This is a genomic window from Streptomyces coeruleorubidus (assembly GCF_008705135.1).
Lineage (GTDB): Bacteria > Actinomycetota > Actinomycetes > Streptomycetales > Streptomycetaceae > Streptomyces > Streptomyces coeruleofuscus.
Map to the genome: position 1 here is coordinate 1,745,585 of NZ_CP023694.1, position 23,727 is coordinate 1,769,311.

22 protein-coding genes and 1 riboswitch are annotated in these 23,727 nt (G+C 72.2%); of the genes, 7 read left to right on the forward strand and 15 right to left on the reverse strand.

Features of this window, described 5'->3' with window-relative positions:
- Nucleotides 1-32: 32 nt before the first annotated feature.
- From CP976_RS08160 to CP976_RS08170, 3 genes are read right to left on the reverse strand one after another with little or no spacing between them, the layout of a single operon-like run.
- On the reverse strand, nucleotides 33-1,322 hold the full coding sequence (locus tag CP976_RS08160; RefSeq protein ID WP_150479737.1) for a bifunctional 3,4-dihydroxy-2-butanone-4-phosphate synthase/GTP cyclohydrolase II: 1,290 nt from the start codon (nucleotides 1,320-1,322) through the stop codon (nucleotides 33-35).
- Entirely contained in the window at nucleotides 1,319-1,963 is a 645-nt protein-coding gene (locus CP976_RS08165) for a nicotinamide mononucleotide transporter family protein (protein ID WP_086851260.1), read from the reverse strand. Before CP976_RS08165 ends, CP976_RS08160 begins: the two co-directional genes overlap by 4 nt.
- Entirely contained in the window at nucleotides 1,960-2,568 is a 609-nt protein-coding gene (locus CP976_RS08170) for a riboflavin synthase (protein ID WP_150479738.1), read from the reverse strand. The genes CP976_RS08165 and CP976_RS08170 overlap by 4 nt, the downstream gene beginning before the upstream one ends.
- A 144-nt stretch (nucleotides 2,569-2,712) precedes the next feature.
- Nucleotides 2,713-2,843: riboswitch (FMN riboswitch) on the reverse strand.
- Between the two features lie 301 nt (nucleotides 2,844-3,144).
- Here CP976_RS08170 and CP976_RS08175 point away from each other — a divergent pair.
- Nucleotides 3,145-4,032: an RNA polymerase sigma-70 factor gene (locus CP976_RS08175; RefSeq protein ID WP_150479739.1), complete on the forward strand. Its 888-nt coding sequence runs from the start codon at nucleotides 3,145-3,147 to the stop codon at nucleotides 4,030-4,032.
- 582 nt (nucleotides 4,033-4,614) lie between these two features.
- Nucleotides 4,615-5,391 carry an SDR family oxidoreductase gene (locus CP976_RS08180; RefSeq protein WP_150479740.1) on the forward strand — a complete coding sequence of 259 codons (777 nt, stop codon included), beginning with the start codon at nucleotides 4,615-4,617 and terminating at the stop codon, nucleotides 5,389-5,391.
- 14 nt (nucleotides 5,392-5,405) lie between these two features.
- On the opposite strand, the gene CP976_RS08185 is transcribed toward CP976_RS08180, so the two are convergent.
- Nucleotides 5,406-6,746, reverse strand: a complete 1,341-nt coding sequence (locus CP976_RS08185; protein ID WP_150479741.1) for an ROK family transcriptional regulator — start codon at nucleotides 6,744-6,746, stop codon at nucleotides 5,406-5,408.
- Nucleotides 6,747-6,934: 188 nt separating this feature from the next.
- On the opposite strand from CP976_RS08185, the gene CP976_RS08190 reads away from it, so the two are divergent.
- Together CP976_RS08190 and CP976_RS08195 are read left to right on the forward strand one after the other, a co-directional pair.
- Nucleotides 6,935-8,140 carry an MFS transporter gene (locus CP976_RS08190; RefSeq protein WP_150479742.1) on the forward strand — a complete coding sequence of 402 codons (1,206 nt, stop codon included), beginning with the start codon at nucleotides 6,935-6,937 and terminating at the stop codon, nucleotides 8,138-8,140.
- Nucleotides 8,141-8,242: 102 nt separating this feature from the next.
- Complete coding sequence (locus tag CP976_RS08195) at nucleotides 8,243-9,622, forward strand: uracil-xanthine permease family protein (protein ID WP_150479743.1); 1,380 nt, start codon at nucleotides 8,243-8,245, stop codon at nucleotides 9,620-9,622.
- On the opposite strand, the gene CP976_RS08200 is transcribed toward CP976_RS08195, so the two are convergent.
- Nucleotides 9,601-10,734, reverse strand: coding sequence for a glycoside hydrolase family 6 protein (locus CP976_RS08200; protein ID WP_150485272.1), 1,134 nt, complete (start codon nucleotides 10,732-10,734; stop codon nucleotides 9,601-9,603). The genes CP976_RS08195 and CP976_RS08200 overlap by 22 nt on opposite strands.
- A gap of 175 nt (nucleotides 10,735-10,909) precedes the next feature.
- Here CP976_RS08200 and CP976_RS08205 point away from each other — a divergent pair, with 175 nt between their 5' ends.
- Complete coding sequence (locus CP976_RS08205) at nucleotides 10,910-11,677, forward strand: DUF5995 family protein (RefSeq protein ID WP_150479744.1); 768 nt, start codon at nucleotides 10,910-10,912, stop codon at nucleotides 11,675-11,677.
- Here CP976_RS08205 and CP976_RS08210 read toward each other — a convergent pair.
- Together CP976_RS08210 and CP976_RS08215 are read right to left on the reverse strand one after the other, a co-directional pair.
- Complete coding sequence (locus tag CP976_RS08210; RefSeq protein WP_150479745.1) at nucleotides 11,638-13,335, reverse strand: flavin monoamine oxidase family protein; 1,698 nt, start codon at nucleotides 13,333-13,335, stop codon at nucleotides 11,638-11,640. The genes CP976_RS08205 and CP976_RS08210 overlap by 40 nt on opposite strands.
- Before the next feature lie 50 nt (nucleotides 13,336-13,385).
- A complete protein-coding gene (locus CP976_RS08215; RefSeq protein WP_150479746.1) occupies nucleotides 13,386-14,174 on the reverse strand; it encodes a carbon-nitrogen hydrolase family protein in 789 nt (262 codons plus the stop codon).
- Nucleotides 14,175-14,482: 308 nt separating this feature from the next.
- On the opposite strand from CP976_RS08215, the gene CP976_RS08220 reads away from it, so the two are divergent.
- A complete protein-coding gene (locus CP976_RS08220) occupies nucleotides 14,483-15,070 on the forward strand; it encodes a Repetin (protein WP_150479747.1) in 588 nt (195 codons plus the stop codon).
- On the opposite strand, the gene CP976_RS08225 is transcribed toward CP976_RS08220, so the two are convergent.
- A complete protein-coding gene (locus CP976_RS08225) occupies nucleotides 15,039-16,235 on the reverse strand; it encodes an MFS transporter (protein WP_150479748.1) in 1,197 nt (398 codons plus the stop codon). The two genes, CP976_RS08220 and CP976_RS08225, sit on opposite strands and share 32 nt — an antisense overlap.
- Before the next feature lie 295 nt (nucleotides 16,236-16,530).
- On the opposite strand from CP976_RS08225, the gene CP976_RS08230 reads away from it, so the two are divergent.
- On the forward strand, nucleotides 16,531-17,016 hold the full coding sequence (locus CP976_RS08230) for a hypothetical protein (protein WP_150479749.1): 486 nt from the start codon (nucleotides 16,531-16,533) through the stop codon (nucleotides 17,014-17,016).
- A 230-nt stretch (nucleotides 17,017-17,246) separates the two neighbouring features.
- On the opposite strand, the gene CP976_RS08235 is transcribed toward CP976_RS08230, so the two are convergent.
- The 7 genes from CP976_RS08235 to rpe all read right to left on the reverse strand — a co-directional run bounded on the left by CP976_RS08235 (nucleotide 17,247) and on the right by rpe (nucleotide 23,725).
- Entirely contained in the window at nucleotides 17,247-17,699 is a 453-nt protein-coding gene (locus CP976_RS08235) for an Lrp/AsnC family transcriptional regulator (protein ID WP_010046396.1), read from the reverse strand.
- Nucleotides 17,700-17,709: 10 nt separating this feature from the next.
- A complete protein-coding gene (locus tag CP976_RS08240; RefSeq protein ID WP_150479750.1) occupies nucleotides 17,710-19,176 on the reverse strand; it encodes an amino acid permease in 1,467 nt (488 codons plus the stop codon).
- A 167-nt stretch (nucleotides 19,177-19,343) separates the two neighbouring features.
- Complete coding sequence (locus tag CP976_RS08245) at nucleotides 19,344-19,910, reverse strand: GNAT family N-acetyltransferase (RefSeq protein WP_150479751.1); 567 nt, start codon at nucleotides 19,908-19,910, stop codon at nucleotides 19,344-19,346.
- Between the two features lie 77 nt (nucleotides 19,911-19,987).
- Nucleotides 19,988-21,430 carry a GuaB1 family IMP dehydrogenase-related protein gene (locus CP976_RS08250; RefSeq protein ID WP_167537300.1) on the reverse strand — a complete coding sequence of 481 codons (1,443 nt, stop codon included), beginning with the start codon at nucleotides 21,428-21,430 and terminating at the stop codon, nucleotides 19,988-19,990.
- Nucleotides 21,431-21,562: 132 nt separating this feature from the next.
- Nucleotides 21,563-21,913, reverse strand: coding sequence for a barstar family protein (locus CP976_RS08255; RefSeq protein WP_373304944.1), 351 nt, complete (start codon nucleotides 21,911-21,913; stop codon nucleotides 21,563-21,565).
- Nucleotides 21,914-21,916: 3 nt separating this feature from the next.
- Nucleotides 21,917-22,960, reverse strand: coding sequence for a sugar-binding transcriptional regulator (locus tag CP976_RS08260; RefSeq protein ID WP_150479752.1), 1,044 nt, complete (start codon nucleotides 22,958-22,960; stop codon nucleotides 21,917-21,919).
- 78 nt (nucleotides 22,961-23,038) lie between these two features.
- Nucleotides 23,039-23,725 carry a ribulose-phosphate 3-epimerase gene (gene rpe, locus CP976_RS08265; protein WP_150479753.1) on the reverse strand — a complete coding sequence of 229 codons (687 nt, stop codon included), beginning with the start codon at nucleotides 23,723-23,725 and terminating at the stop codon, nucleotides 23,039-23,041.
- Between the last annotated feature and the right edge of the window lie 2 nt (nucleotides 23,726-23,727).

The window sequence follows — 23,727 nt, forward strand, 5'->3', positions numbered from 1 at the left end:
GCCTTCTCGCTGTGCTGACTTGCTGTGCTGTCTTACTGGTTGCCGCAGGCCGGCACGGTGGTCGTGTCGAGCCAGGGCAGGTCGTGGCCCATCCGGTCCCGCTTGGTGCGCAGGTAGCGGAGGTTGTGCTCGCCGGCGCTCACGGGCATCGGCACGCGGGCCTTGACCGCGATGCCGTGGCGGACGAGCGCGTCGGTCTTGTCGGGGTTGTTGGTCAGCAGGCGGACGCCGCGCACGCCGAGGTCGGCGAGGATCTGGGCGCCTGCGGCGTAGTCGCGGGCGTCGGCGGGCAGGCCGAGTTCGAGGTTGGCGTCGAGGGTGTCGTGGCCCTGCTCCTGGAGTTCGTAGGCGCGCAGCTTGGACATCAGGCCGATGCCGCGGCCCTCGTGTCCGCGCAGGTAGACCACGACTCCCCGGCCCTCGGCCTGGATACGGGCCAGCGAGGCGTCGAGCTGGGGGCCGCAGTCGCAGCGGGCGGAGCCGAAGACGTCGCCGGTGAGGCATTCGGAGTGGACGCGGACCAGGACGTCGTCGCCGTCGCCGATGTCGCCGTGCACGAGGGCGACGTGCTCGACGCCGTCGACGGTGGAGCGGTAGCCGTAGGCCGTGAAGGTGCCGTGGGCGGTGGGCAGTTGGGTCCTGGCCTCGCGGCGGACGGTGGGTTCGCTGCTACGGCGGTAGGCGATCAGATCCTCGATCGAGATGATCGTCAGGCCGTGCTTGCGGGCGAAGGGGATCAGCTCGGGCAGGCGCAGCATCGTGCCGTCCTCCCCGGCGATCTCGACGATCGCGCCGGCCGGGCGCAGGCCCGCGAGGCGGGCGAGGTCGACGGCGGCCTCGGTGTGGCCGTCGCGCGTCAGGACCCCGCCGGGCCGGGCGCGCAGCGGGAAGATGTGGCCGGGGCGGACGAAGTCGTCGGGGCCGGAGATGCCGTCGGCGAGCAGCTGGAGGGTGGTGGCGCGGTCGGAGGCCGAGATGCCGGTGCTCACGCCGTGCGCGGCGGAGGCGTCGACGGAGACCGTGAACGCGGTCTTCATCGACTCGGTGTTGTCCTCGACCATCTGCGGGAGCTTCAGGCGATCCAGCTCCTCGCCCTCCATCGGGGCGCAGATCAAGCCGCGGCACTCGCTCATCATGAAGGCGACGATCTCGGGGGTCGCCTTCTCGGCGGCGATGACGAGGTCGCCCTCGTTCTCGCGGTCCTCGTCGTCGACGACCACGACCGGGCGGCCGGCCGCGATATCGGCGATGGCCTGCTCGACCGGGTCGAGCGCGAAGTCCTCGAAGCCGTCGGTGCCGTACAGGATCGGTGCCGTGCTCATGCCGGCGCTCCTTCCAGGGCGGGCTGCGCTGCCGCACGGGAGCGCAGCCACCAGTCGCGCAGGCCCCACAGGACGAGCGCGCCGTAGATGACGTAGACGAAGCCGGAGAAGGCGAAGCCGTTGGCGAAGTTCAGCGGGACGCCGACCAGGTCGACCAGCAGCCAGGCGAACCAGAACTCGACCATGCCGCGGGCCTGGGCGTACATCGCGACGATCGTGCCGACGAAGATGTACGCGTCCGGCCAGGGGTCCCAGGACAGGGTCGGGAAGGCCGTGAACAGGCCGCCGACCGCGAGGGTGCCGAGGGCGGCCACGCCGGCCAGCACCCCGCGCTCACGCCAGGTGGCGAACCGTACGGCGATGGAGCCGTCCTGGGCCTGCTGCCGGCCGCGGTTCCACTGCCAGAAGCCGTACGTGGCGACGAGCATCACGACGACCTGCTTGCCGGCGCTGCCGGAGAGGTGGGCGGTGGCGAAGGCCGCGAAGAGGATCAGGCCGGAGACGAACTGGGCGGGCCAGGTCCATATGGAGCGGCGCCAGCCGAGGGCGAGGGCGAGCAGGCCGATCACGTTGCCGATCATGTCCGACCACTTGATGTGCTGGCCGAAGAGCGTGAACGCCTCGGAGTTGAGCCAGTTCACTGGGCCGCCCCCTGCGCGCGGTCGCCGAGCATCCGCTCGACGTACTTGGCGATGACGTCCACCTCGAGGTTGACCGGGTCGCCGGGCTGCTTGTGGCCGAGCGTGGTCAGGTCGAGGGTGGTGGGGATGAGGCTGACGGTGAAGTAGTCGGGGCCGGCGTCGACGACGGTGAGGCTGATGCCGTCGACGGTGATGGAGCCCTTCTCGACGACGTACCGGGTGAGGTCCACGGGGAGGGAGATCTTCACGATCTCCCAGTTGTCCGACGGCTTGCGTTCCAGGATCTCGCCGGTGCCGTCCACGTGGCCCTGCACGATGTGCCCGCCGAGGCGTTCGCCGACGGCCATGGGGCGTTCGAGGTTGACGCGGGAGCCGGCCTCGAGCGCGCCGAGGCTGGAGCGGTTGAGGGTCTCGGCCATCACGTCGGCCGTGAACTCGTCGCCCTCGTGATCGACGACCGTGAGGCAGACGCCGTTGACGGCGATGGAGTCGCCGTGTTTCGCGCCCTGGGTGACGACGGGGCCTCGCAGGCGGAAGCGACAGGCGTCGTCGAGGGTCTCGACGGCGGTGATCTCGCCCAGCTCTTCGACGATTCCGGTGAACACTTCCCGGGTCCTCCTGCCTCTTCGGGCACGGACTCCGGGGCTGTCGATGACGACAGAAGTACGAGCGAGGACACCGGGAACGACGCCGGACGGAGTCCGCCCGGAGGACGGACTTCTTGGGCGGCGCGCATGTATGCCCGCTCGCCGCGCACTGCCTCCCATCCGGACTTTAACCGTCGGTCCAGGAATTTCACCTGGTCAACCGGCCGCTGGAGGCGACCGGGTCGCGGACTGTAACCGCCGGTTCGGACTTTCACCGACCCCGGAGTGCGCTGCTACTGATACATGGCCAGTGTGCCACGCCTGATCGACGTCCAGACGGGCGAACGGTGTGGGGTGCCTCACAGAACGTGTCCCGATCCTTCCCGAGCGCGACCGGACGATGCAACTCCCCTGCGCGCACCCACCCTTGTCGGCGGCCCCTCGGGTTGGTACACACCTATTGACGGTGTGGTCTAGTCCTTTCTAGGGTCGTGCGCATCTCGCCCGGACCGGCCCGGCGGCGGTGACGACGGCCCTTGCCCGCCGTCGGGCCTTCCCACGCCGCACGGACGGCGTTCTGGCAGGGTGAGGCGTATGACCACCACGCTCGCCGACGAGTTCGAGACCCACCGGCCCCGGCTGTTCTCGCTCGCCTACCGGCTGCTGGGCTCCGCGGCGGAGGCGGAGGACGCGGTCCAGGACGCGTATCTGCGCTTCAGCGGCGCCGACCGAACGGGGATCGAGCATCCGGCGGCCTGGCTCGCCAAGGTCGTCACCAACCTCTGCCTCAACCGGCTGACCTCGGCGCGCGCCCGGCGCGAGACGTACGTCGGTACCTGGCTGCCCGAGCCGGTGGTGACCGCGGAAGGCGCGCTCGGACCCCTGGAGTCGGCGGAGCAGCGGGACTCCGTGTCGATGGCGATGCTGGTGCTGCTGGAGCGGCTCACGCCGGCCGAGCGGGCGGTGTACGTGCTGCGGGAGGCGTTCGGGTACGGGCACCGGGAGATCGCCGGGGTGCTGGACCTGAGCGAGGCCAACTGCCGCCAGCTGTACCGGCGGGCCGTGCGGCGGGTGGGCGAGCCGCATGCCCGGTTCGAGGCCGCGTCGGAGCGGCAGGAGGAGCTGGTCACGTCGTTCATCACGGCGGCCCGCGACGGCGACCTGGCCGGGCTGGAGAAGCTGCTCGCGGCCGACGCCACCTGGTGGAGCGACGGGGGCGGGAAGGTCACGGCGGCCCGGTGGCCGATCGAGGGCGGGTCCAAGCTCGCCCGGTTCCTGGCGGGCGGGGGCCCGAAGTTCGCGGCGGGTCTGGAGTTCACCGTCACCGAGGTGAACGGCGCGACCGGTCTCGCCAGCTGGGCGGGCGACACCCTCGTCGGCCTGGCGGCGTTCGAGGTGCGCGACGGACTGGTCGCGGGGGTACGGGCCGTGGTCAACCCGGAGAAGCTGGCGTTCGCGCGGCGTCAGCTCACCCGGCCGTAGGGCCGCCGGGCGGGGTCGCGGGGTCGCGGGGTCGCGGGGTCGCCGGGGCGCCGGCGGGGCGGGGGACGCCGAAGTCGCGGTCGCGGGTCGTCGGGCGCGGGGCACCGGGCGGGCCTGGCACGAGGCGCGGGTCGTCGGGTGCGGTCGCGGATCGCAGGGCGGGGTCGCGGAGCGTCCGGCCGGTCGCGGGTCGTCGGCGCGGGACGCCGGGCGCGGTCGCGGAACGCCGGCGCGGTCACGGATCGTCGGCGCGGGACGCCGGGCGCGCCGTGGGCACAAGGCGCGGAACGCCAGGCGGTCGCGGATCGTCAGGCCGGTCGCGGGGCTCGGCGCGGGACGACAGTCGCGACGGGCACGAGGCGCGGAACTCCGGACGCGGTCGCGGATCGCCGGGCGGGACGCCGGGCGCGGTCGCGGATCGCCGGGCGGGACGCCGGGCGCGGTCGCGGATCGCCGGGCGGGACGCCGGGCGCGGTCGAGGAACACCGCGCCGGGATGTCACATCCGGCAGGGGCTGTCCGGTCTCAGTTGCAGAGGGGCGCTCCGTCCGGGAGCGTCGGCGTTCCGAAGGGACTGAACAGCATGACCACGATCCTGGTGACCGGCGGCACCGGAACGCTCGGCCGGCTCGTCGTCGAGCGGCTGCGCGCGGACGGGCACGAGGTGCGGGTGCTCAGCCGGCACACCCAGCCGTACGCGGTCGACCTGCGGGAGGGCGGTGCCGCGCTGGACGCGGCCGTCGCCGGTGTGGAGACGATCGTGCACTGCGCGTCGTCGCCGAAGGGGGACGAGCAGGCGGCGGCGAACCTGGTCCGCGCGGCGCGCGGGGCCGGTGTGCGGCACCTCGTCTACATCTCCATCGTGGGCGTCGACCGGGTGCCGTTCCGCTACTACAAGAGCAAGCTCGCGGTGGAGAGGCTGGTCGAGGAGTCGGGTCTCGACTGGACCGTGCTGCGGGCCACGCAGTTCCATGACCTGCTCGTCATGCTGCTCCAGGGGCTGTCGAAGCTGCCGGTCCTGTTCCTGCCGGCCGGTGTCCGGGACCAGCCGGTCGAGGTGGCCGAGGTCGCCGACCGGCTGGCGGGACTGGCGGCGGGGGCGCCGGCGGGGCGGGTCGAGGACCTGGGCGGGCCACAGGTGCGGACGCTCGAGTCGCTGGCCCGCGCGTATCTGAAGGCGGCCGGCCGGCGCCGGGCGGTCGTGAACGTGCCGCTGTGGGGCGCGGCGTACCGCGGTTTCCGCGGTGGTGGTCACCTGACGCCGCAGCGGGCGACCGGCACGGGCACGTTCGAGGAGTACCTGGCGCGGCGCTACGGGGGTGAGCAGGAGCGGGCGGGCAGCGGGCAGTCCCGGGCGTGACCGCCGGGGCCGGGCTACGACCGCCGTAGGGGTCGCTCCCCCGGGGTGAAGAGTTCCTCCTGGGCGCGGTCGCGGGCCGTGAGGAGGGCGCCGCGTAGTACGGCACTGCCACCGAGTGTGGTGGTCCGTACCTCCGTGGTCAGGGGGGTCATCCGGGCGATGCGGTCCTGCACGCGGGCGGCGAGTTCGTCGCCGCCCGCCTGGCCGACCTCCCCGCCGAGCACCACGCAACCGGGGTCCAGGATCGCGACGACCGAGGCGACGCCGACGGCGAGACGGTCGGCGAGGGCGTCGAGGAAACGGGTGGCGGGAACGGCTCTCGGGGACGCAACGGGGACGGCTCTCGGGGACACGGACGCCTCGGTCCCGCCCATGGACCGGGACGCCCCGCCCTTACTCGCTGTCCCGGACGCCCCGGCCCCCGTCTCCACCCCCCGCACATCACGCACCGCCGACCGCACCAGACCGGCCGCCGCCCGTACGACCCCCACCGCCGACGGCTCCTGCCCCGGCTCCACGGAAATCCCGCACCGCGCCGCGAGGTCCACGACCGCGCCCGACGCCGCCAGGGAGTGGAAGCCGCCCTCGCAGTCCGTCGAGGAGGGCAGCGCTGCCGCGCCCGGGACCGGGAGGAAGCCGATCTCCCCGGTGCCGCCGGAGGCACCGCGCCGCAGCGCACCGTCGAGGACCACCGCCGCGCCCGTTCCGTGGCCCAGCCACAGCAGGACGAAGGTGTCCCGGTCCCGCGCCACCCCGTCGCGCTGCTCCGCCAAAGCCGCGAGGTTGGTCTCGTTCTCCACACTGACCCGGGCCTCGGGCAGCCGCTCCTGGAGGGCGGCGACGAGCCGGCGGTGCCACTCCGGCAGCCCGGAGGAATCGCGGAGTTCGCCGCTGGCGGGGTCGATCAGGCCGGGCGCCCCGATCCCCACCGTGTGCAGCCGGTCGGCGCCGGCCTCCTTCACCACGCGCTCGACCAGCGTGACCGCCTGCTCCACGGCGGGGCCCGTGCCCGTGTCGTCGCCGATGGGCGCCGACGCCTCGGCCAGCACCCGCCCCACGAGGTCGGCGACGGCCACGGCGACGCCCTCGGTGCGTATGTCCAGCGCGGCGAGGTGCGCCCGGTCGGCGACGATGCCGTACACCTTGGCGTTGGGTCCGCGCCGCTGCTCCCCCGACTCGCCGACCACCGTGATCAGCCCGGCGGCGGTGAGGCGTTCGACGAGATCGGCGACGGTCGGCCGGGACAGGCCGGTCAGCTGCTTCAACTGCCCCGCCGTCAGCGGGCCCTCCTGCTGGAGCAGGCGCAGGGCGAGCCGGTCGTTGATGGCCCGGGCGGTGCTCGGGGATGCGGGCATGCCGGGATCCTTCCAGATCTGCGGGACCGCACGGCCGGGTCCTCCGGCCAGCCGGTCGTCCCCTTATCTATCAGGCAGGGTTCCTGATAGTTTACGCGCGCCAACACACCCCAACTCACGCCGACCCGCGCCACGGACGTGGAGACGCGAGGCGAGCGGGGAAGACCAGGAGAGGACGGGGCCGGAGAATGAGCAACGTGGTCTACGAACAGCGCGAGGTGAAACGGTCACGGTACGCCGTGGCCGCCGTCTTCGCGGTGCACGGCGCCGTGACCGGCTCGTTCGCCACTCGCGTGCCGTGGATCCAGGACCACGCGGGCGTCAGCGCCGGACAGTTGGGAATCGCGCTCGCCTTCCCCGCTCTCGGCGCGTCCGTCGCGATGCCGCTCGCCGGCAGCGTCAGCCACCGCTTCGGTGCCCGCAACGCGCTGCGCGTACTGATCGCCCTGTGGACGCTCTCGCTGGTCCTGCCGTCCCTCGCCCCGAACCTGCTCACGCTCTGCCTGGCCCTGTTCACCTACGGCGCCACGGCGGGCATGGCGGACGTGGCGATGAACGCGCTGGGCGTCGAGGTCGAGAACCGCCTCGGCCGGTCGATCATGTCCGGGCTGCACGGCATGTGGAGCGCGGGCGCCCTGGTCGGCTCGGCGGCCGGCACACTCGCCGCGCACCTCGGCTCGGACGCCCGGTTGCACCACGTCCTGGCCGCCGCGGTCCTCACCGTCGTCGGCGTGCTCTCCTGCCAGTGGGTGCTCGACCTCCAGCCCGCCGAGGACGAGGATCCGCCGCCGAGGTTCGCCCTGCCGCCGCGGTCGGCGCTGCTCATCGGCGCGATCGGGTTCTGCGCGGTGTTCGCCGAGGGCGCGAGTCTGGACTGGTCGGCGGTCTACCTGCGCGAACAGCTTGAGACCTCGGCCGGTCTCGCGGCGGCGTGCACGACCGGCTTCACACTCACCATGGCCATCGCCCGGATCGCCGGCGACCGGATCGTGGACCGCTTCGGCGCCGTGCGGACCGTGCGCGCGAGCGGTGTGCTCGCCGTCCTCGGCGGGCTGCTGATCGTCGTGGCGGAGCAGCCGGCGGTGGCGATGGCCGGGTTCGCGCTGATGGGGCTGGGCATCGCCGTCGTCGTACCGCTGTGCTTCGCGGCGGCGGGCCGCAGCGGCTCCAACCCGAGCCTGGCCATCGCGGGCGTCGCGACCATCACGTACACCTCGGGTCTGATCGCGCCGAGTGCGATCGGCATGCTGGCGCAGGCGACCAGCCTGATGGTGTCGTTCGCCCTGGTGACGCTGCTGTCCTGCGGACTGGTGGCGTTCGCGCCCGTGCTGCGCCCCGGCGACCGGGTGAAGACCGGCCGGCCGGACTCGGTGGTCCGCGACCCCCGGCCCTGAACGGACGCCGGGCCGGCCCGGGCAGCCCCGGTCACCAGCGCTTCCGGCGCACCCCGACAATGGTCCGGACACTCGCACGTACGACGAAAGCGAAACCGCACCATGGATCTCGGCGTCCGCTGGAAACTGCACGGCGACGGACGCACCCCGGCGCCCGGCGCCGTGGTCCGCCCCGACGAGCGGCTCTCCTGGCCCCGCACGGCCGGGCTGGGCGCCCAGCACGTGGTGGCCATGTTCGGTGCGTCCTTCGTGGCCCCGGTTCTGATGGGCCTGGACCCCAACCTCGCGATCATGATGTCGGGCGTCGCGACCGTCGTGTTCCTGCTCGCCACCCGCGGCCGCGTCCCCAGCTACCTGGGCTGCTCGCTGTCCTTCGTCGGCGTGGCGGCGGTCATCCGCGCCCAGGGCGGCAGCAGCGCCACCGTCACCGGCGCGGTGTTCGTCGTCGGCGCCGCGCTGTTCCTGGTGGGGCTCGCCGTGCGGCGGTTCGGGGCGCGGATCATCCACGCCGCGATGCCGCCGATCGTGACCGGCGCGGTGGTGATGCTGATCGGCTTCAACCTGGCGCCGGTGACCGCCTCGACGTACTGGCCGCAGGACCAGTGGACGGCCCTGCTCGTGATGCTCTTCACCGGGCTGGCGGTCGTCTGTCTGCGCGGCTTCTGGTCCCGGATCGCGATCTTCCTGGGGCTGGTCTTCGGGTACGGCGTCTCCTGGGTCTTCGACCTGGTCTTCGGCAAGATCCACTCGGTGGACGCGAGCGGCAAGCTCACCGACCACTGGCGGCTCGACCTCTCCGGCGTGGGCCAGGCCGACTGGATCGGGCTGCCGACCCTGCACGGCCCGTCGTTCGAGTGGTCGGCGATCCTGGTCGCCCTGCCGGTCGTCATCGCCCTGGTCGCGGAGAACGCCGGGCATGTGAAGGCGGTCGGCGAGATGACCGGCGACCCGCTGGACGACAAGCTCGGCACGGCGATCGCCGCAGACGGCGTGGGTTCGATGCTGTCCACCGCGGTCGGCGGCCCGCCCAACACCACGTACTCCGAGAACATCGGCGTGATGGCCGCGACCCGCGTTTACTCGACGGCCGCCTACTGGGCCGCCGCCGGGTTCGCCCTGCTCTTCGGCCTCTGCCCGAAGTTCGGCGCGGTCGTGGCGGCGATCCCGGGCGGTGTGCTCGGCGGCATCACCGTCATCCTGTACGGCATGATCGGCCTGCTCGGCGCCCAGATCTGGATCAACGCCGGAGTGGACCTGCGCAATCCGCTGAACCTGGTCCCGGCGGCCGCCGGCATCATCATCGGCGTCGGCAACGTCTCCCTGGAGATCACGGACACTTTCTCGCTGAGCGGCATCGCGCTCGGCACGCTCGTCGTCATCACGGGCTACCACGCGCTGCGGGCCTTCGCCCCGCCCCACCTGAAGACGCAGCAGCCGCTGCTGGACGAGGGCACCAGCTCCTACGACGAGGCCAAGTCGTAGGCGTACGACGCCGTGAACGTCCCCGGCTTGCCCTTGCAGCCGTCCGACTCCCCCGGCAGCTTGATCCACAGGTAGGCGTCGATCCGGTCCTCGCCCGTGCTGAGGGTCGGTGCCCGGCCGAGCTCGCGGCCCGCCGGGTCGCACCAGGTGCCGTCGGGCGGGGCGCCGTTGCCGTTGCGGCTGGTGTCGATGACGGCGCCCAGGCCCGCCGGGCCGCCGAGCGCGTCCAGGACCCGCCGGTCGTAAGCCACCTCGTCGGCCGTGGTGTGGAAGTTGGAGACGTTGCTGAAGATCCCGTCGGAGGACTCGGGCGAGGCGGCACCGGCCTGCCGCAGCCACGCCGCCTGCTTGCCGGGCGCGTTCCAGCCGGAGTGCCCCGCGTCGAAGTACACGCGTGCCCGGGGGTTGGCGGCCTTCAGGACGCGTCCCGCCCTGGCCAGCGAGGCGAAGCGGTCCGCGCGCTCACCGGCGGACAGGCACTCGGCCTGGGCGACCGAGTCCGGCTCCAGGACGACGATGACCTCGCCGGAGCCCAGCCCGTCGGCGAACCGGTCGATCCACGCGTCGTAGGCGTCCAGGTCGGGCGCCCCGCCCTGGGAGTGACCGCCGCAGTCCCGGCCGGGGATCGCGTAGGGCACGAGGACGGGCACCCGGCCCTGTGCGGCACCGCCCGACGTCACCGCGGCGACCCGGGCGGTCAGCGTGTCCGGGGAGTAGTCGGCGAACCAGACGGCGGCCGGCTGGTCGGCTATGCGGGAGGCGATGACCGCGTGGCGTGGGTCGCCCGCGTTGGCCCGGACCCAGTCGAGCACCTGCGAGTCGGGGTGGCGGTAGAGCCGGGAGCTCACGGGGGTGGTCCGCTCCTGCTTCTTCCGGGTTGCCGACCGCGACGGCGTGGGGCTCGGCGTCCCGGGCGCGGAGGTGGCGGGCGTGGGGGAAGCAGACTCGGTGGGTGACGGGGACGCCGACGGCACCGCGGGCAGCGGCGCCAGGCGGGGCGACGCGGACACCTCGGGGCGCCTGGCCTGGTCCGGGCCGGTCCGGTCGTCGAAGGCCGACAGCACCCCGGTGACCGCGCCGGCGGCGACCACGACGGAGGCCGCCACGACCATCGCGCCACGCCGGAAGGCGCGCCTGCGCTCGGTCCTGCGGGCGGCCAGGCGCTGGGCACGCGAGCCTGACACGGTGCCGGTCCCCCTCCCCCTGCGGCGGGCGACGTTCCCCCGTTTCGGGGAAGCGCCGGGCCTGCCGGTACTCCCGCCAGCCTAGAGCTGGGACTCTGCCCGCATGCCGCGATGCGAACAAGTCCCCCCAGCCGTGGACACTCCGGTCGACGGAGTCATCTCCCGTATGCGCGCCCTCGACGCGACCCTGCACCCCCGGGACGGGGTGGCCGTCTTCAACCGCGTCTACCTCGCCGTGACGGAAGTGGTGGACCGGTACGTCGACACCGGGCGGTTCGCGGACCCGCACGCCGCGATCACGCTGGACGTACGGTTCGCGCAGCGGTACCTGGAGGCCGTCGAGGAGGTGGCCGGCGAGCGGCGCCCGCCGGCCTGCTGGCGGCCGCTGTTCCAGTTCCGCCGTCATCCCGGGGTACGTCCGTTGCAGTTCGCGCTCGCGGGCATCAACGCGCACATCGGGCACGATCTCGCGCTGGCCGTCGTGGACACCTGCCGTACGCTCGGCTGCGCACCCGCCGACCTGGAGGACGAGTTCGACGCGGTGGGCGATCTCCTCGTCTCGCTGGAGGAGCGCATCCGCGAAGATCTGATGCCGGGCCCCGATATCCTCCAGATCGCCGACCCGCTGACCCATCTGCTCGGCGCATGGAGTCTGGAGCGCGCCCGGGACGCCACCTGGACGGCGGCCCGGGCCCTGTGGGCGCTGCGCGGACTCCCCGACGTGGCCGAGGAGTTCACCGACCGCCTGGACACGGCGGTGGGCTTCGCGGGGCGCATGCTGCTCACGCCCCTGCCGCAGCCCTCCTGCCTGCCGCAGCCCTCCTGCCTGCCTCAGTCCTCCGGCAGCTCGACGGGCGCGATCTCGTCGTAGGCGTCGCCGGGCCCCGGGTTGGCCGGGTCGGTCGTGCCGCCGAAGTGGTGCATGACGCCCCAGACCGCGTTGAGGGCGGTCTGGACGGCGCCCTCGGCCCAGCCGGCCGTCCAGGAGATGTCGTCGCCGGCGAGGAAGATGCCGCGCTTGTCCTCGGGCAGCCGGTCCTGCATGAAGTGCGTGAACAGGCGCCGCTGGTAGCGGTAGTGGCCGGGCAGGTTGGCCTTGAACGCGCCCATGAAGTAGGGCTCGTTCTCCCAGGAGACGGTCACCGGGTTGCCGATGATGTGCTTGCGGATGTCGACCTTGGGATAGATCTCGCCGAGCGACTTCAGCATGACCTCCATCCGCTCGTTCGCGGACAGCGGCAGCCACTTGAGGCTGTCGTCGCACCAGGTGTAGGAGAGGCAGATGACGGCGGGCTGGTCCGGGCCGTTGTCGAGCAGGTAGGTCCCGCGCGTCATCCGGTCGGTGAGCGTCATCGACATGACGTCCCGCCCGGTCTCCTCGTCCTTGTCCAGCCAGAACGGGCGGTCGACCGGCACGAAGAGCTTGGAGCTCTCCATGTAGTGGGTGCGTTCGATGGCCGTCCAGTGGTCGATCGGGAAGAGCGAGTCGTCACAGTCGATCTTCGACAGCAGCATCCAGGACTGGGCGGTGAAGATCGCCGCCGGGTAGGTGCGGATGTCGCCGTGCGCGTCGGTCACCGTGATGCGGTTGCCGGCGGTGCGGTGCAGTCGGGTGACGGCCGGGCGGGGCTGACGGTTCTCGTGGAGGCTCGCGAGCGAGGTCCCGTAGGCCCAGTGGACGATCTTCTCCGGCTCGCGCTCCCATAGGCGCAGCGGCAGTTGCTGGGAGCCGCCGACGATGCCGCGGTGGTGGTCGTCGGCCTCGGTGTAGACGACGCGGAGGATCTCCAGGATGGAGTTCGGGAAGTCGGTGTCCCAGCCGCCCGTGCCGAAGCCGACCTGGCCGAAGATCTCGCGGTGCCGGAAGGACCGGAACGCCTCGGAGTCGCAGAGGAAGCCGTAGAAGGTCTGGTTGTCGAGCTTCTCGACGAGCCTGGACCAGATCTCGCGGATGCGCGGGACGTCCCGCTCGCGCAGGGCGCGGTTCATGTCGGAGAAGTCGGCGCCCTCCTCCAGGCACCGGTTCCAGGCCTCGGCGACGTCCCGGTAGACCTGGGGCAGGTCGGCGATCGTCTCGGCGTAGTGCGACTCGCCCTTGAGGTCGACGACGGTCGACGGGGTCGTCTCCGCCAGGGGGTTGGGGAAGGGCCGCGTCTGAAGGCCGACCAGGTCGATGTAGTGCTGGAGGGCGGTGGAGGACGGCGGGAAGCGCATCGCGCCCATCTCGGCGGTGAGGGAGTCGTCGCACCCGTCGAAGCCCACCGTCCGCAGCCGGCCGCCGATCCGGTCGGCCTCGTACACGACCGGCTTGAGGCCCATCTTCATCAGCTCGTACGCGGCGACGATGCCGGACAGGCCGCCGCCGATGACCGCGACCTCCGTGCCGTGCTCGGTCGCGGGTATCTGCCCGAGGCCCGCCGGGTGGGCGAGGAAGTCGTCGTACGCGTACGGGAAGTCCGGGCCGAACATGGTGATCGGCGGCTGCTGCGCGTCTGCGTGCTCGACGGCGTTGGGCACGGTGGACGTCATGGGGTACGGACTCCTTGCAGAAGAAACAGGCGGGTGCGGGGAGGGGGAGGTCAGACGAGCGGCCCGTAGAGGCCCGGGCGCCGGTCCCGCAGATACGGGTTGGCCTCGCGGGACGCGGCGAGGAAGGCGGGGTCTACGTCCGCGAGGACGAGTTCCTCGGCGCGCCCGGCCCGGGTGCGGGCGACCCCGTCGGGACCGGCGAGCGTGGACAGCCCCACGAACTCGAACTCGCCCTCCCGGCCGACCCGGTTGACGTACGCGACGTACATCTGGTTCTCGAAGGCCCGCACCGGGATCATCGACTCGGCGACGAACTGGAACGGGTGCATCTGCGCGGTCGGGACGACCAGCAGGTCGGTGCCGGCGAGGGCGTGGGCGCGGACGTTCTCCGGGAACTCGACGTCGTAGCAGATCAGGATCCCGACGCGCAGACCGTCGAGCTCCGCCTGGACGACCGGCTGGTCCCCGGCCGTGAAGTGATCGCGCTCGAAGCAGCCGAAGAGGTGCGTCTTGCGGTAGTTGGCGAGACGCGTGCCGTCGGCGGAGATCAGCTGGGCGGAGTTGAACACGGCGTCGCCGGCCCGCTCGGGGTAGCCGTAGGCGATCGCCAGTCCGTGCCTGGTCGCGGTCTCGGCGATGGCGTCCGCGCAGTCGCCGTCGGCGGGCTCGGCGAGCCGGGCGATGTCGTCGCCGATCGCGTACCCGGTCAGGAACATCTCCGGCGCGACCAGCAGCCCGGCGCCCGCGGCGGCGGCCCGGCCCGCGGCCTCGTCGAGGACCTTGAGGTTCTCGACGGTGGAGCCGGGTCGGCCGGAGCTCTGGAGCAGGGCGGTGCGCATGCGTGTTCCTCACCGGTACGCGGGGGTTTCGGGGGCCTGATAGACGGTACGGTCGGCGGCTCCGGCCGGACAAGGAGCAGCCGTTGCGCGTCCGTGAGCGGATCATTGCGTTCGCCGCCTGGTAGGCGGCGATTCGTTGCGGCATCTCCGGTCGTACGTCCGGTCCGCCCGTGGGCGCAGGCCCGGGCGGGTTTCCCCCGCCGGGCGGCGGAGGCGGGGTCCCGTCCCCGGTGCGATGTGGCGCGGGCGCTGCGCCGGGACAGTGGTGAGCGTCCAGTTGACGTGCGTCACCTGCGGAAAGGACCGCCATGAACCGCCGTACGAGGACCGCCTTACTCGGCTCCGCCCTGCTGCTCACCGTCGCCGCCGCGACCGGCTCCGCCGGGGCCTCCGCATTCGACGAGAGCAAGCGTGAAACCGTTCCCGCCGGAGTGTCCGCCACCGGCGAGAGCGAGCGTGAGGCCGCCGCCCTCACCGGCAAGGCCAAGCTGTACCGGTCGGCCGGGGACGACATCACCTTCTCCTTCGACGCCCACCTGGCCGCGAAGGACAAGGCCGACCCGATGAAGGCCACCGGCACCTTCGAGTTCAGCCACTACCTGAACGGCGAGGGCGCCCGGGCGAAGGCCAAGGTCGACTGCCTGTTGACCGGCGGGAAGGTGGCCGTCGTCTCCGGTGTGATCACCGACTCCGACCTGCCGGGCGCCGAGGGCAAGCGGGTCGGCATCACCGTCCACGATGTCGGCCGGCGCGACCGCCTCGGCTACAGCTGGGCGTCCACGGGCAGTCCTGTCGAGACGAAGGAGCTGCCCAAGTGCGTGGGCTCCGCCCCCTTCGAGAAGGTCAAGAAGGGGACGGGCGACTTCACGGTCGTGCCGTGGCGGCCCGCGCTCTAGCCAGCGCCAGCGCCGTCACCGCATAAGGCAGCGCCAGCACCGCGAAGACGGTGCTGTGCGCCATGTCCGTGCCGAGCAGCGCGTACACGCCGAACGTGGCGACCGTCGCCAGCTCGGTGCCCAGGCTCGCCACGGAGGTGAGCGTGGCCCGGCGGGACTCGTCGATACGGTGCTGGAGGCGGGCGTCGGCCAGCACCTCCGCGAGCTGGAATCCGGCGAAGGCGAGGCTCACGAGAGCGATGCCGGCCAGTGAGCGGGCCGCGGCTCCCACGGCCAGGGCGAGTGCGGCGCCCGCGAGCAACGCGGCGAGACCGGCCGGGCCGAGGCGTTCGGCCGGTCCGGTCAGGAGGCTGCCGACGGTGACGCCCGCCCAGATCAGCATGATCAGGTAGGGCACCGTCGATTCGGCGAAGCCGATGTCCCGGACCAGCAGCGGGGTGTACTCGTCCAGCGCGCCCCACACCGCGGCCACGGCCGGGATCAGCAGCAGGGCGCCGCGCACGGAACGGTCCCCGCGGACCTCGGCGAGTCCGGTTCGCAGGGTCGTGGCCCAGTTGTCGCCCGCGTCGTCCGGCCGCACCCGGTGCTCGGGGAACCGGGTCGCGGTGACGGCGGTCAGCACACAGGCCAGGAAGCTCGCGGCACCGACCGCCGCGTAACCGCCCTGGGCGAAGACGGGCCCCGCGAGACCGAGGGAGGCCACGGTGCCCACCAGCCGCGCGGCCCGGGCCCGGCCCATGACCCGCGCGTACCGGCCGGCGGCGCCGAGCCGGTCCAGTTCGTCGTACACCAGCGCCTCCAGCGCGCCGGAGCCGAGCGCCCCGCCCGCCCCCCACAGGACGAAGCCGGCCGCGAAGGCCCAGTACGACGGCACGATCACCCACAGCGCGAAGCCGGCGGCGGTGAGCAGCGGGCCGATCCACAGCAGCCGCCTGCGCGACATGGCGTCGGCCCAGGCCCCGGAGGGCGCTTCCAGCACCACCGAGGTGATCGACCACAGGGCGAACAGGGAGGAGATCTGCCAGAGCGACATGCCGGTGTCGGCGAACAGCAGGGCGTACACCGGGTAGAGCAGGACGAAGTCGTCGAGGAACGCGTAGCCGTACAGCGTGGTCGTCAGTCGCCGGACGCCGGTGGCGGGCACGCGTGCAGGTGAGAGTGTCATGAGGCCTTCCCGCAGGGACGGATCGGATGCCGGAGGTACGGCGTCCGAGGCGGCCCTCGGGAGGCGCGGCTGGTGGATCAATGTCGCCAGGTCATGACACCGATGGTAGGCGGGCCGGGGCCCGGAGGACAGCGAGAATGCCCTCAGGTGCGTCCTCCGCCGGGAGGAGGGCGGGCGCCGCCCGTCTCCGCCGCGCGGCGACGGATGTCCGCATGCCGGAGGAGGCCCCCGCACGAACCGGCGCGCGAGACTGGCTGGGCCGGCCGAACCCGACCGGCCGGCGCAGGGGGTCTCCATGGACGCCGCCGCACTGCTCTCCCTGCCGTACGTCGACGAGCACACGACGGTCGTCACGGCGGACGCAGAGGTCGTGTGGGGCGCGCTCGGTGAGGTTCTGGACCGCTCCTTCGGGGGTGGCCGAGCGGCCGCAGGCGCACGCCTGGTCGGCTGCGCCGACCGCACGGCCTCCGGGCCCCGTCCCTTGGGGATGGGCTCGACGATTCCCGGTTTCCGGGTGGCTTCCGCGGTTCCGGGTGCGGAGCTGGTCCTGATCGGGCGTCATCACTTCTCGACGTACGCCCTGCTCTTCCACCTGGACGAGGCCGGCCCGGGACGCACCCGGCTGCGTGCCGAGACCCGGGCGAGATTCTCCGGCCCGGCCGGCGCCCTCTACGGTCGCCTCCTCATGACCACGGGCGGACACGCGCTCGGCGTTCGGCGCCTGCTGACGGCGGTGCGCAGGGTCGGCGACACCGCCGACACGCGCCGGCGGGAAGGCTAGGGCGTGTCCGTAAAGTCCCGTCGTCCGCCCGGAGGGCGGGCCCCGCGGCGTTCGGTGCGTGCTCTGGGGGTCCCCCGGCCGAAGGCTGGGGGAGTGCCGGGCGGACGCCCGCGTACTGGTAGTACGCGGGTGTTCGACCGGTGCGGCGAGTGGGGGCACCTCCCACGCCCTTAAGGCAGTGGGGGAGCGTGCCGGGCGTCGCGGGGCAGGCGGGACTTTGCGGACAGGCCCTAGGTCGGCGAACCCGACGAGAAGCGCCGCAGCAGCGGCGACAGTACGAGCACGGACTTGGTCCGCTCGACGAACGGCTCCCCGGCGATCCGCTCCAGGACCCGTTCGAAGTGCCGCATGTCGGAGGCGAAGACCTGGGCGATCGCGTCCGCGTCCCCGGTGACGGTGGACGCGGCCACGACCTCCTGGTAGCGCTCCAGGCCGCGCTGGATGGTCTCCGGGGAGGTGTTGCCCCGGCAGTAGATCTCGACGAACCCCTCGGTCTGCCAGCCGAGGGCGCCCGGGTCCACCCGTACGGTGAAGCCGGTGATGGCCCCGGTGGCCCGCAGCCGGTCCACGCGCCGTTTCACGGCGGGCGCGGACAGGCCGACGATGTGGCCGATGTCGGCGTAGGAGCGGCGGGCGTCCTCGGCGAGGGCGTGCACGATGCGTTCGTCGAGATCGTTCAGCACAGTGGGTTGGTCACTTTTCGGATGGTGCGAGTCGGGAACGGCGATAGCCGTACACGAAGTAGAACACGAGCCCGGCGGCCATCCAGACACCGAAGACGACCCAGGTCACGGTCGACAGGCTGCCCATCATCCAGACGCAGAAGGCGAAGCCCAGCGCGGGCAGGACCGGGGAGAGCGGCACCCGGAAGGTGCGGGGCATGTCCGGCTTGGTCCGGCGCAGCACCACGACGGCCACGTTGACCAGCGCGAAGGCGAACAGGGTGCCGATGCTGGTGGCGTCGGCGAGCTGCCCGAGAGGGATCGCGGCGGCCAGGACACCGCAGAACAGGGAGACGATCAGGGTGTTGGCGCGGGGCGTGCCGGTCTTCGGGTGGACCCTGGCGAACACCTTCGGCACCAGGCCGTCGCGGGACATCGCGAACAGGATGCGGGTCTGGCCGTAGAGCACGGTCAGCACCACGCTCGCGATGGCGACGACGGCGCAGAACGCCAGCAGCGTGCCCCAGAACGTCTGCCCGGTGACCTCGCGCATGATCTGGGCGAGGGCGGCCTCGGAGTCGGTGAAGTTCTCCCACGGCTTGGCGCCGACCGCGACGGCGGCGACGAGGACGTACAGCGCCGTGACGATGACCAGCGACAGCATGATCGCGCGCGGCAGGTCGCGCTGGGCGTTCTTCGCCTCCTCGCCGGCGGTGGAGGCGGCGTCGAAGCCGATGTAGGAGAAGAACAGCGTGGCACCGGCGGCGCTGACACCGGCCATGCCGAGCGGCATGAAGTTCTCGTAGTTGCCGGAGCGGAAGCCCTGGACGCCGATGGCGCAGAACATCACCAACGCGGCGATCTTCACGATGACCATGACGGTGTTGGCACGGGCGGACTCGCGGGCGCCGCCCAGCAGGAACGCCATCGCGAGCAGGACGACGATCAGCGCGGGCAGGTTGAACACGCCGCCGTCGCCGGGCGGTGCGGACAGGGCGGCCGGGATGGTGACGCCGACGGTCCCGTCGAGCAGTTCGTTGAGGTACTCGCCCCAGCCGACGGCGACGGCGGCGACCGACACGCCGTACTCCAGGACCAGGCACCAGCCGCAGATCCAGGCGATCAGCTCACCCATCGTTGCGTACGCATACGAGTACGAGGAGCCGGAGACCGGGATGGTGCCCGCCAGCTCGGCGTAGGACAGGGCCGAGAACAGGGCGGTCAGGCCGGCTATGACGAAGGAGAGCGTGACGGCCGGGCCCGCCTTTGGGACGGCCTCGCCGAGCACGACGAAGATGCCGGTGCCGAGGGTGGCGCCGATGCTGATCATGGTGAGCTGCCACAGCCCGAGGGTGCGCCGCAGCGAGCCTCCCTCGCCCTGGCCACCCTCCGCGACCAGGTTCTCCACCGGCTTGCGACGCATGAGGCGCGCACCGACGCCCGGGGACGGCGGGGCGGTCTGACTACTGCTGTGCGGGGGTGCGCCTTGGTCGAGCACGCGCTGACTCCTTCGTCACTGCCGGTCTCGGGTGGCAGGGACGGCAGCGCCCCGCCCGACAGCCGGGACCCACCGAGCGGGGTCCCCGCCACGCCACGTACGAGGCGACAGCCTACGAGCAGGGACGTTGCCCGTGTAATGCAGCAACCTTGCGCGTGCCCGCAAGATCATTGCGTTCCTCGTGACTGGCCGGAGGTTCGTTGCACGGCTGCGTTCGTCCGTTGCACGGGCCTTGTCCGGACCAGCTCTTTCACCAGAAACGTGAGCTCCTCGACACACTCGTGCGTGACGCCGTCGTGGTCCTCGTAGGACCAGCGGCCGACGTAGGGGGTGAGGGGCCGGTAGCCGAGCCGGGCGTAGAGGGCGGCGGCGCGCGGGTTGTCGTCGGCGACGCCGAGGCCGACGGCCGTGCGGCCCCGCTCCCGGGCGAGGTCCTCGGCGGCCCGGACGAGGGCGCTGCCGATGCCGCGCGAGCGCAGCGTCTCGGGCCACACGGAAAGCGCGTTGATCTCCGGGCAGCCGGGCCGTGCCGCCCGTACGGTCGCGTCGTCGCAGCCGCCCCAGCGCAGCTCCGTGTGCCCCACGGGCCGTCCCTCGAGCCAGGCTACGAGATACGTGCTCCGTCCCCGCTCCTGGCGCTCGAAGCGGCGCGCGTGGAACGAGGTGGCGCCCGGGGAGCCGATGTACTGGTCGAGCACCGCCACATCGGCGGCCCGGCAGACTGTGATCTCCATGGCGTACGACGGTAGGGCGCCCGCACGCACCAGGCCCCCGATTTTTCATCGGGGGCCTGGACGAGACGCGGGGACGGTCAGATCCAGCTGGCGTGCAGCGGCTTGCCCTCGGCGTAGCCGGCGGCGCTCTGGATGCCGACGATGGCCTTCTCGGCGAACTCCTCCAGGGAGCCGGCGCCGGCGTACGTGCAGGAGGAGCGGACGCCCGCGATGATCGAGTCGATCAGGTCCTCGACGCCGGGGCGGGCCGGGTCGAGGAACATCCGGGACGTGGAGATGCCCTCCTCGAACAGCGCCTTGCGAGCCCGGTCGTACGCCGACTCCTCCGACGTGCGGTTGCGCACGGCCCGGGCGGAGGCCATGCCGAAGGACTCCTTGTAGGCACGCCCCTGGGCGTCGTGCTGGAGGTCGCCCGGGGACTCGTAGGTGCCCGCGAACCAGGAGCCGACCATCACGTTGGACGCGCCGGCGGCGAGCGCCATGGCCACGTCGCGCGGGTGGCGGATGCCGCCGTCGGCCCACACGTGCTTGCCGTACTTCTTCGCCTCGGCGGCGCACTCCAGGACGGCGGAGAACTGCGGCCGGCCGACGCCGGTCATCATGCGCGTGGTGCACATGGCGCCGGGTCCGACACCGACCTTGACGATGTCCGCGCCCGCCTCGATCAGGTCGCGCACGCCCGCGGCGGCCACGACGTTGCCCGCGACGATCGGCACCTGCGGGTCGAGGTCGCGCACCAGCTTCAGGGCGCTGATCATCGACTCCTGGTGGCCGTGCGCGGTGTCGATGACGAGCGTGTCGACGCCCGCGTCCAGCAGCTGCTTGGCCTTGCCCGCGACGTCGCCGTTGATGCCGACGGCGGCGGCGATGCGCAGCCGCCCCCGCGCGTCCGTGGCCGGCGTGTAGAGCGTGGCGCGCAGGGCGCCCTTGCGGGTGAGGATGCCGGCGAGCGTGCCGTCCTTGTCGACCGCGGGGGCGTAGCGGCGGTTGGCGTGGTCGAGGGTGTCGAAGGCCTCGCCCGGGTCCATGTCCGCGTCGATGAGCAGCAAATCCCGGGACATGACCTCGGCGAGCTGCGTGAAGCGGTCCACGCCGGACAGGTCGGATTCGGTGACCACGCCGACCGGCCGGTGGTTGTCGTCGACGACGACCCCGGCGTTGTGCGCGCGCTTGGGCAGCAGGGACAGCGCGTCCGCGACGGTCTGGTGGGGCGCCAGCATGATCGGGGTGTCCAGGACCAGGTGCCGGCTCTTCACCCAGGAGACGACGTCGGTGACCACGTCGATCGGGATGTCCTGCGGTATGACGACGAGGCCGCCGCGGCGGGCCACGGTCTCGGCCATGCGCCGCCCGGCGATGGCGGTCATGTTGGCGACGACGAGCGGGATGGTGGTGCCCGTGCCGTCCGGGGAGCTGAGGTCGACGGCCTGCCGCGAGCCCACCGAGGAGCGGCTCGGCACCATGAAGACGTCGTCGTACGTCAGGTCGTACCCGGGCTGGATGTCATTGAGGAAACGCACGTGCTGCACATCCCAGTCGATCAGAGGTGACCCCCCGACCGGCCGGCCAGGGGGAAAGAGCACGTACTTCATTGTCCCATGCCGGATGTGCGCACGTCCCCCAGCGGATCATCCAGGCTGGTCAGGGGCGCCTTAGGAGGATGCTCCAAGCCCGAGGGTCACGAAGAGACCCGGGCCCCGGTCCGTCGCCTCCGCGAAGATCTCCTCCGCCACCTGCCACTCCTCTGGCCGCTCCTCGGCGTACCCCCGCCAGCCCCGGACGACGACCAGCAGCCCCCGCTCCACGGCTCCCCCGGGCCAGAGGGCGGGGTCGGACAGGCAGTCGGCGAGGGCGTCCCAGTTGCGGCCGAACCACTCGGGCAGGGAGAGATCCCGGGCGCAGCGGTCCATGAGGCCCGCCTTGTCCGTGACCCCCTCCAGGTCCAGCACGAGCACGATCCGGCCGGCCGGATCGTCCGGCACCTCCCGCACCTGTCTGGCCATACGTCAGACTCCGTCCGGGTCGGTCCTGTTGAGCGCCGACTTCGGTGCCGGGCCCGCCGTCATCAGATAGTCCGCGGCCGACGTGTCCGTCACCAGGCTGGTGACGAGCCCGGACCGCAGCACCGCGTCGATCGCGGGCCCCTTGCGCTGTCCGCCGGCGATCGCGACGACCTCGGGGATGCGGCGGAGCTGGTCGGCCTTGACGGTGATGCACCGCTCGCCCAGGTCGCGGCCGACCCTGCGGCCCTCGGAGTCGAAGAGGTGCGCGGACATCTCGGCGGCGACACCGAGAGAGGCGTAGTGCGCGCGCTCCTCGTCGCTGAGCATGTCGTGCACCGTGGAGATGCCGGGCTCCCAGGAGCCGATGGAGACGCAGGCGACGGTGACCTTGTCGAAGTGCTCGAAGGCCCGGGCGATGCCCGTCTGGTTGCGCAGCGCCGTGGCCGTGGCCGCGTCGGGCAGCAGCATCGGCGCGTAGATGGGGTGCGCGTCACCGCCGGACACCTGGGCGGCACGGCGTACCGCCTCCACCGAGCCTCGCTCGGCGGTCCCGGCGTCGTACACGCCCGTCAGCTGCACCACCGTGCACGGGGGCAGCCGGTCGAGCGCCGCCGCCATGTGGATGGTGGAGCGGCCCCAGGCCAGACCCAGCACATCACCTTCGTTGACCAGTTCGCCGAGCAGGTCGGCGGCCACCTCTCCCAGGTTCTCGGGGTCGGGTGACTCCTCGGCCTCGGCCGGGGACTCGACCACGACAGCGTGCCTGAGGCCGTAGCGGGCGCGGAGCGCGTCCGAGCGCTCGGCGTCCAGCTCCGCAGGCACACGGATCTCGATACGTACGAGATCCCGTTCGAGGGCGGTCTCCAGGACCCGGGCCACCTTGAAGCGGCTGACGCCGAACTCCTCCGCGATCTGGATCTTGGACTTCCCCTCGAGGTAGAAGCGGCGGGCCATGGCCGCCGCCTGCACCAGCTCAGCGGGTCCCATCCGCATGGCTGACCGGCCCGCCGACATACCCGACACGGCGATCTCCTCACTGCTGTTCACACTCTGGATTCGCCGTTCATCCTTGCAGATCCGGCGCGGATGATCAGCCCTGATGAGAGCCGTTCACTTTGCTGTGGCTCAGTGGTCGCAGGCCCAGGAGGCCTTGGCCGTGGTCGCCTCCGCCTGCGTGCGTAGTGCACGTACCGCCTCTGCCGGGTCGTTTGCCCCGTAGACCGCCGATCCGGCCACGAAGACGTCGGCTCCTGCGTCCGCGCACCGCTCGATAGTGGAGGCGGAGACTCCGCCGTCGACCTGGAGCCAGAGCTCCAGACCGTGCTTGCTGATCAACTCGCGGGTGCGGCGAATCTTAGGAAGCATGATGTCGAGGAAGGCCTGTCCCCCGAAGCCCGGTTCGACCGTCATGATCAGCAGCATGTCGAGCTCGGGGAGCAGGTCCTCGTACGGCTCGATGGGAGTCGCGGGCTTCAGCGCCATAGAGGCGCGGGCGCCCTTGGCGCGGATCTCCCGGGCGAGCCGGACCGGGGCGGCGGCCGCCTCGACATGGAAGGTGACGGAACCGGCCCCCGCTTCGACGTACTGGGGCGCCCACCGATCGGGGGCCTCGATCATCAGATGGCAGTCCAGGGGAGTGGCCGTCGCACGGGCGAGCGACTCCACGACCGGCACACCGAGCGTGAGGTTCGGGACGAAATGGTTGTCCATGACGTCGACGTGGAGCCAGTCGGCTCCCTCCACGGCCTTCGCCTCGTCCGCGAGGCGGGCGAAGTCGGCGGAGAGGATGCTGGGGTTGATCTGCACGGCCATGT

What these genes read in the sequence shown, in the direction of transcription:
- CP976_RS08195 (WP_150479743.1), top strand. Translation starts at nt 8,243, where the DNA reads ATGGATCTCGGCGTCCGCTGGAAACTGCACGGCGACGGACGCACCCCG.
- CP976_RS08255 (WP_373304944.1), bottom strand. Translation starts at nt 21,913, where the DNA reads ATGGCCAGACAGGTGCGGGAGGTGCCGGACGATCCGGCCGGCCGGATC.
- CP976_RS08230 (WP_150479749.1), top strand. Translation starts at nt 16,531, where the DNA reads ATGGACGCCGCCGCACTGCTCTCCCTGCCGTACGTCGACGAGCACACG.
- CP976_RS08200 (WP_150485272.1), bottom strand. Translation starts at nt 10,734, where the DNA reads ATGGTCGTGGCGGCCTCCGTCGTGGTCGCCGCCGGCGCGGTCACCGGG.
- CP976_RS08185 (WP_150479741.1), bottom strand. Translation starts at nt 6,746, where the DNA reads ATGCCCGCATCCCCGAGCACCGCCCGGGCCATCAACGACCGGCTCGCC.
- CP976_RS08180 (WP_150479740.1), top strand. Translation starts at nt 4,615, where the DNA reads ATGACCACGATCCTGGTGACCGGCGGCACCGGAACGCTCGGCCGGCTC.
- CP976_RS08220 (WP_150479747.1), top strand. Translation starts at nt 14,483, where the DNA reads ATGAACCGCCGTACGAGGACCGCCTTACTCGGCTCCGCCCTGCTGCTC.
- CP976_RS08245 (WP_150479751.1), bottom strand. Translation starts at nt 19,910, where the DNA reads ATGGAGATCACAGTCTGCCGGGCCGCCGATGTGGCGGTGCTCGACCAG.
- rpe (WP_150479753.1), bottom strand. Translation starts at nt 23,725, where the DNA reads ATGGCCGTGCAGATCAACCCCAGCATCCTCTCCGCCGACTTCGCCCGC.
- CP976_RS08190 (WP_150479742.1), top strand. Translation starts at nt 6,935, where the DNA reads ATGAGCAACGTGGTCTACGAACAGCGCGAGGTGAAACGGTCACGGTAC.
- CP976_RS08160 (WP_150479737.1), bottom strand. Translation starts at nt 1,322, where the DNA reads ATGAGCACGGCACCGATCCTGTACGGCACCGACGGCTTCGAGGACTTC.
- CP976_RS08205 (WP_150479744.1), top strand. Translation starts at nt 10,910, where the DNA reads ATGCCGCGATGCGAACAAGTCCCCCCAGCCGTGGACACTCCGGTCGAC.
- CP976_RS08225 (WP_150479748.1), bottom strand. Translation starts at nt 16,235, where the DNA reads ATGACACTCTCACCTGCACGCGTGCCCGCCACCGGCGTCCGGCGACTG.
- CP976_RS08175 (WP_150479739.1), top strand. Translation starts at nt 3,145, where the DNA reads ATGACCACCACGCTCGCCGACGAGTTCGAGACCCACCGGCCCCGGCTG.
- CP976_RS08215 (WP_150479746.1), bottom strand. Translation starts at nt 14,174, where the DNA reads ATGCGCACCGCCCTGCTCCAGAGCTCCGGCCGACCCGGCTCCACCGTC.
- CP976_RS08210 (WP_150479745.1), bottom strand. Translation starts at nt 13,335, where the DNA reads ATGACGTCCACCGTGCCCAACGCCGTCGAGCACGCAGACGCGCAGCAG.